6 protein-coding genes are annotated in these 17,472 nt (G+C 44.8%); all 6 read right to left on the minus strand.

All coding sequences use genetic code 11. The features are described 5' to 3' along the window. Positions 1 to 40: 40 nt before the first annotated feature. The 6 genes from HWQ43_RS05315 to HWQ43_RS05340 all read right to left on the minus strand — a co-directional run bounded on the left by HWQ43_RS05315 (position 41) and on the right by HWQ43_RS05340 (position 17,313). Entirely contained in the window at positions 41 to 3,919 is a 3,879-nt protein-coding gene (locus HWQ43_RS05315) for a thioester reductase domain-containing protein (protein ID WP_292730980.1), read from the minus strand. Further along, positions 3,916 to 8,937: an SDR family NAD(P)-dependent oxidoreductase gene (locus HWQ43_RS05320; RefSeq protein WP_292730982.1), complete on the minus strand. Its 5,022-nt coding sequence runs from the start codon at positions 8,935 to 8,937 to the stop codon at positions 3,916 to 3,918. The genes HWQ43_RS05315 and HWQ43_RS05320 overlap by 4 nt, the downstream gene beginning before the upstream one ends. A gap of 20 nt (positions 8,938 to 8,957) precedes the next feature. Further along, the gene (locus tag HWQ43_RS05325; protein WP_292730984.1) at positions 8,958 to 12,302 is read right to left on the minus strand and encodes an SDR family NAD(P)-dependent oxidoreductase; all 3,345 of its coding nucleotides are present in this window, start codon (positions 12,300 to 12,302) and stop codon (positions 8,958 to 8,960) included. 177 nt (positions 12,303 to 12,479) lie between these two features. Beyond that, complete coding sequence (locus tag HWQ43_RS05330; protein ID WP_292730986.1) at positions 12,480 to 14,654, minus strand: AMP-binding protein; 2,175 nt, start codon at positions 14,652 to 14,654, stop codon at positions 12,480 to 12,482. A 734-nt stretch (positions 14,655 to 15,388) separates the two neighbouring features. Continuing rightward, positions 15,389 to 15,820 (minus strand): ATP-binding protein, encoded by a 432-nt coding sequence (locus HWQ43_RS05335; protein ID WP_292730988.1) that lies wholly within the window; start codon positions 15,818 to 15,820, stop codon positions 15,389 to 15,391. A 35-nt stretch (positions 15,821 to 15,855) separates the two neighbouring features. Beyond that, the gene (locus tag HWQ43_RS05340; RefSeq protein WP_292730990.1) at positions 15,856 to 17,313 is read right to left on the minus strand and encodes a PP2C family protein-serine/threonine phosphatase; all 1,458 of its coding nucleotides are present in this window, start codon (positions 17,311 to 17,313) and stop codon (positions 15,856 to 15,858) included. Positions 17,314 to 17,472 lie beyond the last annotated feature (159 nt).

Consider the following 17,472-nt stretch of genomic DNA (forward strand, 5'->3'; position numbering starts at 1 on the left):
AAATCCAAAATCTAAAATGGTATAAGGTGGCAAAAAAAAGCTAAACTCCGATCAAAAAGCCACTTTTTTTGAAGTATGCAAAGTAGATATTGAGTAATTTGGTGTTTATAGTTGGATAAATAATATTGGTGTCAGCAAGTCCAGTCAATGTATTTTGGCAATCAAATGCTGGTAACTGCACGTTCTTTAATAATTGTTCGTCTAACAATGGTAAGAAGGCATGTAAAGCATTTGGAATATTGTGTTCCGCATTGTGTAGCAATTTAGCATACCACTCATGGTAAGAAACTTGCTCTAGCGAATAGCCCAAAGACCGAACTAAGTCACACCAATTACGCCAAGACAGAGATTGGGGAGAAACAAGGTGAAATGCCTTGCCAAACAAGTCAGGGTTTTGAGAGAGGTGGACGATCGCCCTGCTACCATAATCAACGGGGGTCAAATCGAGGGGGAATTCCAAATCCGGGACCATACCTAGTTGGATACAGCCTTTAGTCAGGCTGCAAAAGAAGTCATCTACATTGGCGATTCCCGTTTGGCTGTGTCCGGAGATTGCACCTGGTCTGTAGATGCATACAGGAAGTCCGCGATCGCGTGCTTGCATGACCAGCTTTTCTGCCACCCATTTACTCTGTAAATAACCCCCTTGCAACCCTTGAAATTCTGCCAATTCATCGGATTCTTGAATGTAGTTAGCATTTGCATAAGCAGGAGCAGAAAAGATGCCCAGCGTCGAAACAAAATGCACGGGTTTGACTTTCGTTTGAGCTGCTAGCCTCAAAATCGCCTGAGTTCCCAGGACATTGGCTGCTTTGAGTTTGGCGTAGGGATAAAGAAAATTGACGACAGCACCATTGTGATAGATGACATCAATTTGATGGCTAAGTTGATGGAATTGTGACTCGTTCAAACCTAAGTTAGGTAACGCCAAATCGCCAATGACTGGAATAATGCGAGAGCGAAATTCTTCTTGCCAAAGTCCGTATGCTTGCAAATTCCTTTGGATACGTTGGATTCCCTGTTCTAGATTCTGCGCTCGCACTAAGCAATAAACATTAGCCGTGGTCTGTTGCAGGAGTGCGTCTACTAAATACGCACCGAGAAAACCGGTTGCTCCAGTTAAGAAAATTGCCTGGGGTTGGGCGATAAAATTGAATGCTGTCGTTGGACGAATTGCCGGATCTAAGACAGCTTCTGCTGCCAAATCGATCGCTAAATTGGCAGCCACTCCTGTCTGAGCGATCGCTTCAATCACTTGAGCCACTCCCGCAATTGTTGGGACTTCCAATAATTGATGAATGGGTATAGTTACTTGGAAGTTTTCTCGCAACCGAGACAGCAGTTGCACTGCTAACAAAGAATTGCCTCCCAAATCGAAGAAGTTATCGTAGATGCTGAGTGGGGATCTGTGAAGTAAGTTTTGCCACAGGTCAGCTAAGTGTTTCTCGGTTTCGGTGTGGGGTGCAACAAATGTCTGATGCTGTTGGTATTGAACTTGAGACTCCTCCATATACTGGAGAATCTGCTCTGATGTATGCCAATCTGAAGCAATTTTTTGGAATAAGGCGGTGTAATTGGCAGATTGCTGGGATATTGCCCGATCGCTTTGCGTTAAATTCCCTTCAGATGCCGAATGTTTTGCTTTTTTGTCTAATCGTTCAGAAGCAATAGCGATCGCTCGACAAACATCTGCTGATAACTTATAGCAATAGCTTTCTGCTAAACGTTCCTTGTCAATTGCTACCAACTGTTCGAGAAAATCCCCAATAGGCTGGTTTTTAGAACTGGGTTTGTAAATAATATCGATCTGCTTCAGCCCCCGTGCCAGGGCAATTTTACCCAGGAAATTGAGCATTTGATACTCAACTCCTCTGCCCAACACTCGACAACTGAGTAACAGCGTGTCTACCACCAGTGCAGACGCTGTGGCCTGTACCATCATCATTCCCACCAAACCATAATTCCCAAAGCGGTCTTTTACATCCACAACATAGCAAGTATGAGTATCTAACAGGCAAAAGGCTTTGATTTCAGCCGACGTTCTGCGTAAGGTGGTGGTGTTAAATTGATTTGTTCGCTGCGTTAGTTGAGCAACACGATCTACCTGGGAGGGCTGCATTTCCATAATATCCACTTGCAGATTGAGGCTATTGAGGAAATCTCGCAACGTGAGAGATTCGTTTGCCGCTTGCTGACGTTGGCGATTTTGCTGGTAAACAATCGTTCGCTGTCGATCCTCTACAGTGATGTTTAGACGATCAAATGCCCAGATATGAGCCAGGAATTGGGGAATTTCAGTGGCATTTGTCGGCAATTGCAAGGTTAAGACTTCTGGACAGTGATGCCGGACTTCAGCGCATTCGATGGGGTTGTCATCAATAAAGATGAAGCTATCTAAACTCAGCCCTAGTTCTTGAGACAGTAATTTTAAGTTTTCTGATTTAGTCTGCCAATTAATTCGCCAAGCTGCCAAATGGTGACGCTTTAGCCGCATATCGGAACGTTGCTCTAATACAGCAAAGACATCTGCTTGATTATTTTTACTGCACAGACATAGCAACATTCCGCGATCGCACTGCTGAATCATAAATTCTTGCAATGCTTGATAGGATGAATCTATGACAATACCCTCAACTCCATCCTCGCCACAAACACCTTGCCATAAGGTTTGATCGCAGTCTAAGACAATTACTTTATAAGGCGGTCTATGTAGGCAGTGAATTTTTCTCGCCAACATTGTTCCTAATGCTGTGAAAAATGCTGGCGTAAATGGAATATGCCCGATTTTATCGCTATAAGAATCATAAAAGTTAGTTACTGGGTAGCTTGTTGCTAACTCGTGATAATTAATAATATGTACTCCAATAATATCGGCAAGTTCTGTTAATAAATTTTCTTCCCCTTGTTGCAAAAAATTTGCCATTTCTGCATTAGCAATTCTTGAATTACTTGGCAACAAACAAAGTAAATGGGGAATTTGAGTCCGTTCGCAGGATTGACGTAATGCTGTAACTAAATCCTTAGCATTGCGCTCAATGGAATTCTTTTGTTCGTTACTAGATAACTCTTGTGAATCCTCAGACCTAACCCAATCTTCTAACCTCACTAGAACAATATTGACTCCCGTTTCATTTTGCGATAACAGACTATCAGGAGTCAGCAATTGTTGGAAAACCTGGTTATAGGGAGCAAAGGTAATTTCTGAGGGTAAATTGAGTTGCTGCATCCAGAAATTTAGAGAATCTGCAACTAAATCGGCGGTAAAAGTAGCTGCGATCGCCAGCTTTTGTTTTTGGTATCGACTCCTGGCTAATTTTGCTTTTCTATCAAGGTCTGTTGGTAGTCTAAATTCATTGAGGCGAATATCTTTTGACTTCATCCATTGTTCTAAAATTTGGAATAAAGTATTACCAAAAGCGTCGATTGTTTCACTTTCAAATATGTCAGTGTTATATGCAATTACTATTTGTAAATCTGCTCCGACTTCGTAAATATAGGTATATAAATCTAAATCAGTAGGCCCCCAAATCCCTTCGTCAATTAATGAAAACGTCAGATTGGGTAAATTTGTCAAGTCGCTCGGTAATTGACTGTTAACATAGCTTAATCCGGTGCGGAATGTTTGAAAAAAGGGAGTATCTTGTGCAACCCGACTCGACCCCATGACTTCAACGACTTTACCAAAGGGGACATTTTGGTGAGCATAGGCAGATAACAACACCGATCGCACTCGGCTGAGTACTTCCGCAAAAGTGGGATTGCCAGACAAATCTGTACGCAGCAACAAAGGGTAGCCAAAAAAACCAATTAACGACTCCACTTGCGGATGAACTCGACCAGAGGCGGTAAAGCCAATTAAAATATCTTCCTGCTGAGAACACAGGTAAATCAAAGCTTTAAACACCGCTACGAAAGTCATTGACTGGCATCGACTCGCTCCACAGAACAACCCAACACTTTGGCAATCTTTTCTTTCAGGTAAATGGTTAAAATCTGCAAGCGATCGCCAAAGTCATGAGTTTGCAATTGTTGCTGAATTTCCATCGGCGGTGGTGATAGCGATTGAGCAATCCCCACCTGAGAAAACTCTGCCAAATATGCCGGACAAGTCCCCGGTGAGAATTGCTGCATAAATGTCAGCCAATTGAGCGGCATCACACCTACTTGAGCAACCTCCCAAGAAAAGCTCTGCTCCAAAGCCTGTAAACCTTGGGATGGCGACATCATTTCCATTCCCTGATGTTGGAGTTGCTTACCGAACTGACGCTCGGCGGCTGCACCAATTTCTGCCCAAGCCCCCCAGTTAATACTCAATCCCGATAACCCCAATTGATGACGATAATGTGCTAGAGCGTCTAAAAATGCATTGGCTGCGCAGTGGTTAGCTTGACCGGCAGAACCCAAAACAGAAGCAGCAGAAGAAAACAAGATGAAGAAATCGAGCGGTAAGGTTTGGGTTAATGTGTGCAGATTCCAAGCACCTTGTACTTTCGGCGCCATGACTCGATGAAAGCGCTCCCAAGTTTGCTGGAGTAAAACACCGTCATCCAAAACTCCAGCTGCATGGATAATACCGTGTAGAGGCGGGTGGCTGCGGCCAATTTCTGCCAATACCTCCGCCACTTGTGACTGCACAGACGCGTCAGCTTGCATTACCATCACCGATATACCTTGTGCCTGAAGTTGCTGAATCTGGCGATCGCTCTGTTCGTTTGTCCCCCTGCGTCCCATGAGAACTAAGTGCTTTGCCCCACGTTCTACTAACCAATGGGCAATTAGCAGTCCCAGTCCCCCTAATCCACCAGTAATTAAGTAGGTACTATCTGGGTGGATGGGGATATCTGCTTGATTGGGATTTTGTTTTCCACGGTAAGGAACCAGTCTTGCCACCTGACGCATCCCATTACGGAATGCAATTTGATTCTCTTGATCTGGTGATGTCAACTCTGTAAATAATGCATCAAGGGGATTTTGACTTAGCCGATAATTTTCTTGGAGGTCTAAATCTATCAAACGCAGGTGTAATTCTGGGTGTTCTCTGACGATTGCCTTCCCCATTCCCCATAGGGGCGATTGAACTAATCCAGTTCCATCGGCAACTGCTCCTCTAGTTATTACCCATAACTGAGGTGGCGTTATACCCATCTTTTTAACTAGCGCTTGCACCAAGTACAGAGTACTGCCACAGCCAATACGGGTTGCTGTTTGCAAGTCTTCGACGCTTAAGGTTGGTGCGGTTTCTCCAGTCTCCAGGCTCCACAAATGTACCACCCCTGAGAGACGCGATCGCTTGCTAAGTATGTGCGAAAGCAACCGCTGAAAATCTTCCGGTTTCTGAGGATTAATTCTAAACTCGAACTCACTCAACAGTTCGTATTCCTGTCCGGGAAAAACTAGAGTACAGGTATCTCCTCGTTCTTGAAACCGTCGAGCAAGTTTCTGACTGATACCTTGACTATCTGCTAGAATTAGCCAGTTTTGTTGTACGTGGTTCTCAGTTCCTTTTTGGGCAACAATCACAGCCTGAGCCAGGGAACCGATGACTTGATTTTTAGGTGCGATCGCCACCGCCGACGTAAATCCATTAGCTTGCAACACATTTTGCCACTCGGCACTACTTAAGAGCGGGTAATTCGGTCGCAACCAGCGATCGGCAAACAACCACCAACCTGGGGTCAAACCGAAGCTCAAATCTAGCCAACAATGGCGATCGGTGACTTCTAACAACACCAGAATTCCGCCTGGTGCTAATAAGCTGTGGACATGGGCCAATGTTTGTTGTAAATCTGGTGTAGCATGTAACACATTTGCTGCCAGAATCACGTCATATTTTTGGCCTTCCAAGCCTTGAGTCGCTGGATCTTGGCTGATATCTAAAGGCTGATAGCGAACAAATGGGTAATCCCGAAACTTCTCCCGTGCTTTAGCTGCAAACAGCGGTGAAATGTCTGTGAAGGTGTATTCAGCTTGGTAATTATTCAATTGCGGCAGAATGTAAGCGGTTGTGCTGCCAGTTCCTGCCCCAATTTCTAGCAAGCGGATCTTGCTTCCCTGTGGTACTCGCAGTAGTGCTGCGGAAACTGCCTTTTGCACCAATGTATTCATCACTCTAGCAGCTGGGGCATCTTGATACAGTTGCGTCAGCAGGGTGAAATCACCATTGGGAAACAGTAATTGTAGCGGATCAAGTTTTCCCTGAAGTACCTCTGGTAAGCTAGCACCACAGCGTTCTACTAGGGCGATCTCAGTGTCTCCGTTAGGGAATTGGACTAACAGTCGGTCTGGTTGCGGCGTTTGGCGATCGAGGGCGCTAATTACTTCCCAATGATGCCTGCCGTTGGCACAATCAAGAGGTCTGAGCCACCCTGCTTCAGTCAAAATATCCAGAAACCGATGTAGCAGTTGGTGATACTGGCTAATCACCCCCAACTGTTCTGCTATTTCTGTAAAGGAGAACTGCAATCCGAGTTGAAAGTCCCATCCTAGTTGTTGTACGGCACTGATTACATAAGACACACTGAGGGCTTCAAGTTGGGGTAAAAATTCGTCGTTTGATGAGGTTGTTGTTAGGAGTTCAGCCAATTGAGGAATCAGGTTTTGGCTGATGTCCTTGGGATTGAGCAGGTAATCCGGTGAGAGCGATCGCCCCATTCGGGCTTCAGGTCGCCACTCGATTTGATACAACCAGTCTGGCGGAACTTGAGGAGAGACTGTCAATGTTGCCGAAGCGACCCTTTGAAGTTGCAGACCTTCAACAACGGCTAGAATCTCACCATCATCTGTAACTAATTGCAAATCGCTAATGAGTGTTTTGTTACTGTTCTGACTAGGATGTAATTTGGCATAACTCCATAGTCGGTTGCTGGGGCGATCGCAAACTTGCAATCGCTTGATGGCGATCGGCACATAAGCCTCTTTGCTACCATCTTGTGGGAACGTAGCTTGTAAAACTTGAAAACAGGCATCCAATAATGCTGGATGAAACTGATAGGCGTCTGTTTCTAAAACGCATATTTGGGGTAACTCAATTTCCCCTGTCACTACTTCTGAATCCAACCACAAGTTTTTAACTCCCCGAAAACTAGCACCATAATCAACTCCCCGCTGAAGAAACTGTTGATAATGTTCGGCTTGGCTGTGGGAAGCTACTTCTTTGGGGAGCCAGTGCGTTGCAGAAAGTTCCATCGATGGTTTGAGATTGGATGCGATGACATTTCCAGAAACATGCAGCATCCAAGAGGGTGAAGAATCTTCCTCATCTAGTTGACAACTAAAAATTTCAAAGGAATATCCCTGTTGTTCCGTTGGGTAAAGAATTAGCTGGAGTGTTTTAACTTCATTTTCTGATAAAACTAATGCCCGTTTATATAGGACATTTTCTAAAATTAAATTTTTGGATTTCAAAACCTTCGCTGCTGCCCCTAAAACCATCTCTAGATAGGCCGTTCCTGGCACGATTACTTTTCCGTAAACGCGATGGTCAGCTAAAAAAGCGGGGAAATTAGAATTGATTTGCGTCTGGAAACGAATCTCTTTCGAGTCTGCCAAGTGCAATCTAGAACCGAGCAGAGGATGAGAAGATTTAAGATTTGCAGAGGAGAGTTGAACATTTTTTTGGCTACTATCTTTGTTTGGTTCAAGCCAAAAACGCGATCGCTCAAAGGGATAATTCGGCAACACCACGCGCCGATGCTCAGATCCCCGATGAAACTCCGACCAATTCACCGATATTCCCTGCTCATACAACGCCGCTAAACTGCTTAACATCTGCTGCCAATCGGATTCCTGGGATTTGAGGCTCCCTAGCCACAGATGCCCCGATTCTGGGATGCACTGATGACCCATGCTTACTAAAATTGGGTGTGGCCCCACTTCCAAACAAGCCAAATTTCCTAACGCTGACAGGCTGACAATACTGTTGGCAAATTGCACTGGCTGCAAAATATGCTGCACCCAATATTCAGGCGTGCTAATCTCCACTCCTGCCAATTGCCCTGTGATATTGGAAATGAAGCGAATATTCGGGTTTGGTGTACGGTAGCTCACTTGCTGGGCAATCTGCCCAAACTCTGCCACCATTGGTTGCATCAACGGCGAATGAAAAGCATGGGAAACTTTCAGTGACTTTGTTTGCACTCCTCTGGCTTCTAAGATAGCCACAGCCGATGCGATCGCCGCAGCTGCACCAGAGATCGCGATTTGCCTTGGTGCGTTGATTCCAGCTATCGCCACCTCCGGCAATGAATCGATCACCGCACAAACTTGCGCCAAATCAGTAAATACCGCTACCATCGCCCCTGTCTGCGGTAGTGCTTGCATCAATTTACCCCGTGCGGCGATGAGTTTCAATCCATCTTCCAGACTGAATACACCTGCAACAGTTGCAGCAACATATTCGCCCACACTATGACCCATAACAACACTAGGCTTGATACCCCAAGATTGCCATAGCTCAGACAATGCATATTCCAAGGCAAATAAGACAGGTTGGGTATAGCCAGTCTCATCTAGAATGTGATGCCCTAAGTTCTTTTCCCTTTCCCCGAACTCTGGATACAGCACTTCTAACAATGGTTGCTCTAATAAGGAGTCCAGAATTTCAGCACAGCGTTCTATGGCTTGCCGAAAAACAGGTTGGGTTTCGTAAAGTTCTCGTCCCATGCCGATATACTGCGAACCTTGTCCGGTGAACAGGAAAGCTACCCCTGGAGCCTGAGAGCGAGTGCGCTGATTTTCGGCAATAAATGTTGTGAGTTGATGTCTGAGTTGTGCGGGTGAATCGGCAACCAAGGCCAGCCGATAGTCAAAATGTGATCGCCCCACATTACTCGTATAGCAAATATCCGTCAAAGATACTTCTGAATGAGACTCCAAAAACCCCACATATCGCCCAGCTAATTCCCGTAACGCTATTTCACTTTTTGCCGAAAGCGTCAACAGCGATTTGAGTTGGAAATTTACTTCTTTGCTCCCCTGCTCCCCTGCTCCCCTGCCCCTCTGCCCCCCTGCCCCCCTGCTCCCCTACTCTCCCCCGGCGCTTCCTCCAAAATGACATGGACATTGGTACCGCCAACACCCAAAGAAGTTACGCCAGCCCGCCGAGGCGTTTGGTCTGGTTGCCACTCTGATAGAGTTGTATTTACATAAAATGGACTGTTAGCAAAATCAATCTTGGGATTGGGATGTTTAAAATTTAGGCTAGGCGGTAGCAATCGGTGTTTGAGTGCCAAAACTGTTTTAATCAATCCTGCTATGCCTGAAGCTGTATCTAAATGTCCGATGTTAGTCTTCACAGAACCGATGGCGCAAAATTGTTGCTTCTGTGTTTTGCTACGAAATGCTTGGGTTAAAGCTGCAATTTCAATCGGATCGCCGAGAGTCGTTCCGGTTCCGTGAGTTTCGATGTAAGTAATAGTTTCTGGATTAATATTTGCGATCGCTTGGGCTTGAGCAATCATTGCTGCCTGTCTCTGAACGCTGGGAGCCGTATAGCTGATTTTTTGGGAGCCATCGTTATTAATCGCAGAACCCTTAATGACGGCGTAAATATTATCTCCATCGGCGATCGCATCTGCCAATCGTTTCAACATCACAATGCCAACGCCATTTCCGCCAACGGTTCCTTGGGAGTTAGCGTCAAATGCTCGGCAGTGACCATCGGGTGAAAGAATCATTCCTGGCTGATACCGATAACCAGATTTTTGGGGTACTGCGATGGCAGCAGCACCAGCCAGAGCCATATCGCATTCTCCCTGAATCAAACTCCGACACGCTTGATGGACTGCAACTAAGGAAGTTGAGCAAGCGGTTTGCACGTTGACGCTGGGCCCTTGCAAGTTGAATTTGTATGAAACCCGCGTGGGGAGAAAATCCACACCATTGGCGATCGCCAGTTGCGAGTCATCAACGTGTTCTAGTCGCTCCCGATTTGGGTAAAGATTGTGATTCCAGTAGGTTCGACCTGCATAAAGATTCATCCCCATGCCTGCATAAACCCCGATTAACCCTGTATAAGTTGCAGGGTCGTAACCAGCATTTTCGAGTGTTTCCCAAGCACACTCTAGGAATAGGCGATGCTGCGGGTCGATGATTTGGGCTTCTTTGGGAGAGATATCGAAAAACGCGGCATCAAATAAATCAATGTCAGATAAGATACCACTAGCTTTCACATAATTGGCATCATTAAAGGATGAGGGATCGATTCCGGCTAACTCCAGTTCTTCATCACTGAAAAATGAAATCGATTCCACGCCATTACAGCAGTTTTGCCAGAATTCATCGAGGGTTTTGGCTCCTGGAAAACGCCCTGACATACCGATGATGGCAATTTCTAATTGCTGGATACTTTTCATTTCACCCAAGCGATGGGATGGCGATAATTGCGATCGCTCCGGCAATGGCATTTGAGCTTGATTCAGAAACTCTGCTAGCGTCTGAATAGTTGGATATTGGAATAAGTCAATCAGTGACAGATGTTGCCCAAATTGTTTTTGTAACCGATCGTGAACCCGAACCAAGGTGAGCGAACTGCCACCTAGTTCAAAAAAGTTGCGATCGATACTCACTGAAGAAATGCCCAGCACGTCTTGCCATATTTGAGCTATCTGGCGTTGAATGTCAGTTTGGGGCAAAACGACTTGCCAAGGTTGGTTGTGCTTCTGATTGCTGCCAATAATTTTGGTAATGTCTATCGTACCCGTTTGTGTTAGGGGCATTTCCGCAAGCTGTACAATTTCACAATGGCTGAGAGTTCCAAAGCGATCGCCAACCCTCAAAGTTTGCTCCCAACCATGCACCTCTGCACCATCTAGAGTGGTAATATAAGCGGTTAATTTCTGGGCATTATCGGCTTCTGTCTTCAAATATCGACGAATATGGGGATTGCTGCCATCTAAACCGACAATCAGCTGCGGTTGATGACGCGATAAACCTGCCAGTAAGGAACGCCAACCCTGTTCCTGAGTAATACTCTGATACCCCAAGCGATGAGCTGCTTCCCGGCTGTGGATGGGGTTTCCCTCGCTCATACCAACATCATCCCACTGGCTCCAGTCAAAGCAGTAAGTATCAGGATGGTAATGGTATTGCTGATACTGACAACAACCATCTAAAAAACTGTTGGCAGCAGCATAGGCACTAAAGGTTGCTCCCCCAAACACACTATTTACAGAAGAAAAGCCGATGAAAAGGGCATCTGGTCGATTCTGAATCAGTTGAAAAAGCGTCCAAGTGCCCTGAACTTTCGGGCGCAGCATGGTACGAAAGCTTTCTAATGTAGCCACCGCTATCCAGTGATTTTCCATCACCGTCCAGTGGTGTTTGAGATCGCCTTCACCTGCGAGATGAATAATTCCTGCCAAGGGTTGATTCCATCTCAACTCTGCCTCAGTGACAGCCTGCTGCAAGCAAGTTAGATCGCAGATATCAACAGCTTTGTATAAGAAATCACCTCCTGTTGCCATGAGCGATCGATAATTTTTCAATCGCTTGGCGATCGCTGTATTCTGATCGAGATGCTGCGACCATTCTGTTTCTGGTGGCAAGTTTGTTCTGCCAACAATTAGCAATCGCACACCAAATTGCTTAAGTAAATATTGGCAAACGGAAGTCCCAATTCCACCCAATCCGCCTGTTACCAGATAGGTCTGACCTGGTTTAATTGGTATTTCTTGGGTTGGACTAGCAAGCATATCGACTTTGGCGAGTGACGAGACTAGCCGTTGACCTTGACGATAAGCAATTTCACTATCACCTTTAGTAATATTTAGTTCTTTAAAAACATACTTGGCATTTGTTTCCAGTGACCCAACTTCCAAGTCAATGTGTCGACAGTGCAACCAAGATAGTTCTAAAGGAATTGTTTTCAGTAATCCGATAAGTGTGGATTTTTCATAAGCGATCGCATCATCGCTGCTAGTTAACTGGACGTTGTTAGAAATGACTTGTAACTGAATGTCTATATCTAGTAGTTGGTGTTTTTCCTTGGCATTTGTTAAGGCTTGCACTAAAAATAGAATGCTATATAACCCTAAGTATTGGGCATCTTCTAGTTCCTCTAGACTAGACACTTGACCCCTAAACTCGTTATATGTCCACAAATGCAAAATCTGAGTGGGAATATCCGATGCCAAAGACTCTAGCAACCGCCGATAGTGATCGGGATTTTCGGGATTGATAGTAAAGCGATCGCCCCGCTCAGATTTGATGAAATCCGTACCTGCTGTAACGCAGATATAAGATTGATTATTGGGTTCGAGTTTTGTACACAGGTAATTTCCTAAACCTAAACCATCGAGAAACACGAGGAATTTCTGAGTCGGAAGTTTAACTGGCTCCAGATGTTTGTGACTTAACTGCTTAACACACCAAATTCGATGATAAAACCAGTCAGGTATTGTGTTGGCATTGCCACTGAGGATATCAAACTGACGGAGGATAGGTTTAAATTCACCTGATTCAAAGCGTTTAACCAGTTGCGATCACTGGATCTTGCCAATGGCCGTTTTCGGAATCACAGCTTTCTCAACTGGAATCACATAGCTAGGATTGATGCCACAACGTTGGACAACTTTTTGGCGAATGGTTTGCATCAACGTTGAAATTTGCATTTCATTCGCGCCACCTGTATGGAAGAAGATAGCTAGTTGTTCTGAAGTTTCTCCATCATGTACGGCCACTGCGGCAGTGTAGGAAACAACTACGCCTGCAATTTCTTCCACAACTGCTTCGATTTCATGACTATAGTAATTCAGGCCATTGACGATAATAACGTCTTTCTCTCTGCCTGTAATTGTTAAACGTCCTTGTCGTAAGAAAGCTAAATCTCCCGTCTTCAACCAGCCATCTTCTGTAAACATCTCCGAATTCAGTTTCGGTTGACCAAAATAACCTGATGTTACTGTCAATCCTTTGACTTGCAGTCGTCCGATGGCTTCTTCCTCAACGAGCTGGTCTTGAGCATCAACTATCCGCAGAGAAAATCCGGGGATGGGCGCTCCAACTTCTACAAATGCATCTTCATCAGTAGTTGATTCTTCAGAAAAGTTGTGAGAGTAAGTCACTCCCGAACAAGTTTCAGCCATTCCCCAAGCCGGATGTATTGCCGTAGTCGGGAGTCCGTGCGCTGTCAGCAATTCTAGAAATCTTCTCGCAGTTTTGCCAACAATGGCTTCGGCTCCGTTGAAGATGTATCGCACTGATGATAAATCCCAATGCCCCTGAGAAAGTTCTGCTTCGGCGGCGTTGATTAGCCCATACGCAAAATTCGGTGCAAAGGTAACACTCACGCGATAATCAGACATCCAATCAAGCCATTTCAGGGGTTGTTGCAACACCCAATCGGTGACGGCATGAATTTGTTGACAACCTACATACACATCCCGAATATGGAAATACACTAATCCAGCAACGTGATCGAGTGGCATCCAGTTTAAGGAAACATCTTCTTGAGTAAACCCGTTCATTTGGACACTCGCAACCGACCGACAGATGAGACTGCGATGGCTTTGCATAACTGCTTTCGGCGTACCTGTACTGCCCGAAGTGAGAAACAGTACTGCCAAATCATCTGGGGCAGCAACATACCAGTTAGGATCGGGATGGTGAGATTGCAACTCATTGAGGGTAGCGATCGCCAAATTGTCAAGTGGTAAATCTGCCAAGGAACGTCTCAGTTCAGGTGCTAATCCCTCGCTAGTCAGTATTAAGCTTGGTTCTAGTCTTTGCCAGATTTGAGCTAATTTATTAACGAAACCATCAGAGCGATCGTAACTCTGAGGAACGGATAAAGGAATTGGGATAAATCCGCCCAAAATACAGCCCCAGAAGGCAGGAATGAAATCTTGAGGTTGGTCAAATTGAAAGAGAATTCTATCTTGAGGCACAAGCCCCAACTTTCTTAAACCCGCCAAAATGCGTTGAGCTGCGTCTAATAAATTTTCATAGGATTGGTTTTGGTAAGTATCATCGGATTGGATGTAACTAATTCCTTTTGAGCTTTGTAACGCTGCTTTTTGAAGTAGTTTCGCTAAGTTAGTCGTTGCGTCTATTTCCAGTTGTAGAGGTTCGCCATGACTAATTGCTTTGGCTTTTGGGTGAGAAATCTGAAATTTTGAACACTCAAATTGTTGATTTACGCCATCTGATTTTAGTTTTTCTCCAGAATCCTCTAATTGAAAATTGAGTTTTGTTGCTTGTGGATTCCCTAGCAAATCCCAAACGTGTAATGGTGGTAGTTGTTTCGTCTGGTCTTGTACGATAACTGCGACTTGGTTAATCGAGGGGAGCGATCGCAAAGACGACTCCCATCGATTAACCAGATCGATATCGATCGCCACCAAATCAGTTAGACGGTGATCGTCAATCAGTCCCTCACTGGTAAGCGGCAATCTGGATAACCAAACGTAGGATTGAGGCAGGATAGTGTTTGGCAAATGAACCTGCAAATATGCATTTAGTTGTGCCAACGAACATTTTCCTGATGCAATTATGTAGGCAACTAACCACATATCTGCGGTTTCTGTTTCTCGGATTAATACCCGACACTCTTCAATTTCTGGATGGGTCAGGAGTGCAGTTTCCAGTGCTGCTTGCAGAGCTGCTTGGTCTGCTAAGTTTGCCTGAAAACCATTGAGGGTACTAATTTTCTCCAACATTCATAAGCTCCAAACTAACTTAGACACGTTTGCTGTTGCGGGATGTCTTTACTTCTACAAGCAACCCTATTAGTTGGTGGTTTTATATAACAGGCAACAGCTAATAGGCAACAGGCTTAAAAGTCCTTGGTGTCGGGGTTTGACGATCGGTTGAAAAAGAGGCAGGGGAGCAGGGAGCAGGAAGCAAGGGGGATAATTCAGGTAGGGATTCAACCCCACTAGTGGTTCTTGCTTCCCCGTAGGGGTACAAGAACCACTGGTGGAGAAGTGGGGGACTCAGACCCATGTTCCGCTCCGCTACACGGTAGGAGTCAGGGGTCATTTCCCCCTGCCCCCTGCCCCCTTCCCCCTGCCTCTTCGTTGATGTCCTAACCTACGAAGGCAACTGCTACTATATATGCGTTTTTTGGCCGTTTTTGACATATTTGCTATTTAAGGTCGCTACCTTGTGAATATTGAGAATACATGAAATTTTTTCGTAGTTACTAACTTCGTGACCATTTGTAACAAGTGACGTAAAAAGAGAATCTGGAAGGATTGAACTGAAAGCTTTGTAAATATTTGCTAGCAAGTTTTAGGAAGATTTTTGGACAAAATTCACTCGGTTTTAAGTGCAACGGTGTCGAAAAACAAAACTATGTAAATAAAAATAAATTAACTTGTAACTCTTGTTGTTGTATCCTGTTAAATTCATTATTCTTTGTTTTTAATAATTAATATTCCTGCGAATTTACTTAACTGGTTCCCAATCCGTCGTCACGATTTACAATTAAAATATTACAATTTTGGTTTCCGTCTTGTTTGTAAATAAACCGATCTACGCTGTTAAGAGCTAAATAAACTCCCAAACCGCCAATCTGTCGTTGCTGTAGCGACTTGTTCAAATCATCTGGAGTTAACTTCTGGGTAGGATTGAAGGGAACACCAGTATCTTTAATCGCAATAGTCAAGGAGTGATCGTCAAGATCGGCTTTTAAAATCAATATGCCTTCGCGATTTGCTGCCTTATAACCGTAATTAATGATGTTTGTAGCAATTTCATCGACCGCCAAACGCAGTCTGTAGGAGGTTTTTTTATTCAAACCTGCTACCATTGCTGCTGCCATCACATATTCTGCGATCGCCTTTAAAGAGTCCAGTGTTCCAGGCACAGTTAAAGGTTCCATATTTTACGGATTGGGGTGAGTGAAAGGATGAAATTTTAGTCTGATGCCTTTCTCTGCACAATCAGCATTGTGATGTCATCATACTGAGGTGCGTTGCTGATGTGAGCAAACAAATCAGTTGTAATGCGCTCTAGCAGGGGAGATGGCAAAAGTGCAGATTGATCTAGGAGCGATCGCAGTCGCTTTTCAGTAAAAAACTTACCGTTGGGGCTGCGTGCCTCAGTTACCCCATCGGTATAGCCAATTAAGATATCGCCTGGTTCCAACTGTACTTGTTGAATTTTAAATTTCATATTAGGCATCATCCCTACTGCTGGCCCGGTTGAGTTGAGACTGGCTTTGATACCAGTGTCGCCGACAACAAACAGAGTTTCGTGTCCACCATTGATGTAGGTGAGAATGCCAGTTGCCGGATCTAGCACGCCAAAAAACAGCGTGGCAAACATACTCATCTGGGCGTGCTGCTGGGCGATATAGTTATTCGTGAGCGCTACCGCTTTCAGGGGGTTAATTTGGTATAAATTAGTTGCCATCTCTGACTCAAGCAAAATCGATAATTCCGCCTCATTGGCAATAATAGAGAGTCCGCCCAAACTAATTTGTCCCGAAAAAATACGGATTAAGCTCCGAAACAAAGCCATAAATAACGCAGCGCCAACACCTTTGTCGGCGACATCAGCAATAACTAGCCCCAAGTAGTCGCCAGGTAGGAGGAAAACGTCGTAGAAGTCGCCAGCTACTTGACGGGCAGGAGAGAAAAACGTGGCAATCTCTAAATTAGGTAACTGTGGGATTTCGTTGGGTAGAAAATCTCTCTGGATTTGCCGCCCTTTTTCTAATTCGTAGTTGAGCGCTTTGGAATAGGTTTCAATTTTCCCATAGAGCTGGGCATTTTCTAAAACTATAGCGATTTGGTCAGCAGTGAGCTGCATCAGATGGGCAATTTCTGGGCTAAAGTGCCCCGGTTCTTGGTGTAGCAAGGTAAGAATGCCTAACACCTCTTCATTCCTGAGAATGGGAACAGCTAATGCTGAACGTACAGTGTAAGGCTGATTGGGCAATTGCAACCAACGATCGTCGGTCTCAGTGTCTACGATTAATCCGATCTGGCGCTGTCTGTATACCCAACCAGCAAGCCCCTGTGCTAAAACACAACCAATCAGGCGATCGCGCTCCTTGAGTGCTGTCTCCCTTTGCGTGAGAATACTATCGGTGACAGCACCCTGGCGATCGAGTAAAAACAGACTGCCTTTCTGGGCACCAGTAAGCTGACTACAAACATCTAACGTGTCTTGTAAAGTAGCTTTCAACATCTCTTCTTCGGGTGAAGCGCGGATGATTGTCGCTACTGAATGCTCCAGCAGCTTTTTTTGAGCTTGGAAAGCAGCTTTTTCTGTTTTTAATTCAGCTACCTCTCGCCGCAGGGACTTCAGTTCCTCAATTAGCTGTTGATTCTCTGCTATGCCATTCTCTTCATAAGATTTTTGGATCATAAATAGACCTGTCGCTTTATTATAGGGGTAAGATTCAGCATGGCAATCCTTAACTGATTGAATGCATCTGCTAATTAGATAGAAATTCCACAAGTCTCCCGCGATAACTATTAAGTTATTTTGATATAAAAGTCATCCCTTAAACAGTTGAGAATTTAT

This window comes from Nostoc sp. JL31 (genome assembly GCF_017114965.1).
Taxonomy (GTDB): domain Bacteria; phylum Cyanobacteriota; class Cyanobacteriia; order Cyanobacteriales; family Nostocaceae; genus Nostoc; species Nostoc punctiforme_A.

Coding starts and splice junctions, on each gene's coding strand:
- HWQ43_RS05315 (WP_292730980.1), bottom strand. CDS start 3,919: ATGACTTTCGTAGCGGTGTTTAAAGCTTTGATTTACCTGTGTTCTCAG.
- HWQ43_RS05330 (WP_292730986.1), bottom strand. CDS start 14,654: ATGTTGGAGAAAATTAGTACCCTCAATGGTTTTCAGGCAAACTTAGCA.
- HWQ43_RS05335 (WP_292730988.1), bottom strand. CDS start 15,820: ATGGAACCTTTAACTGTGCCTGGAACACTGGACTCTTTAAAGGCGATC.
- HWQ43_RS05340 (WP_292730990.1), bottom strand. CDS start 17,313: ATGATCCAAAAATCTTATGAAGAGAATGGCATAGCAGAGAATCAACAG.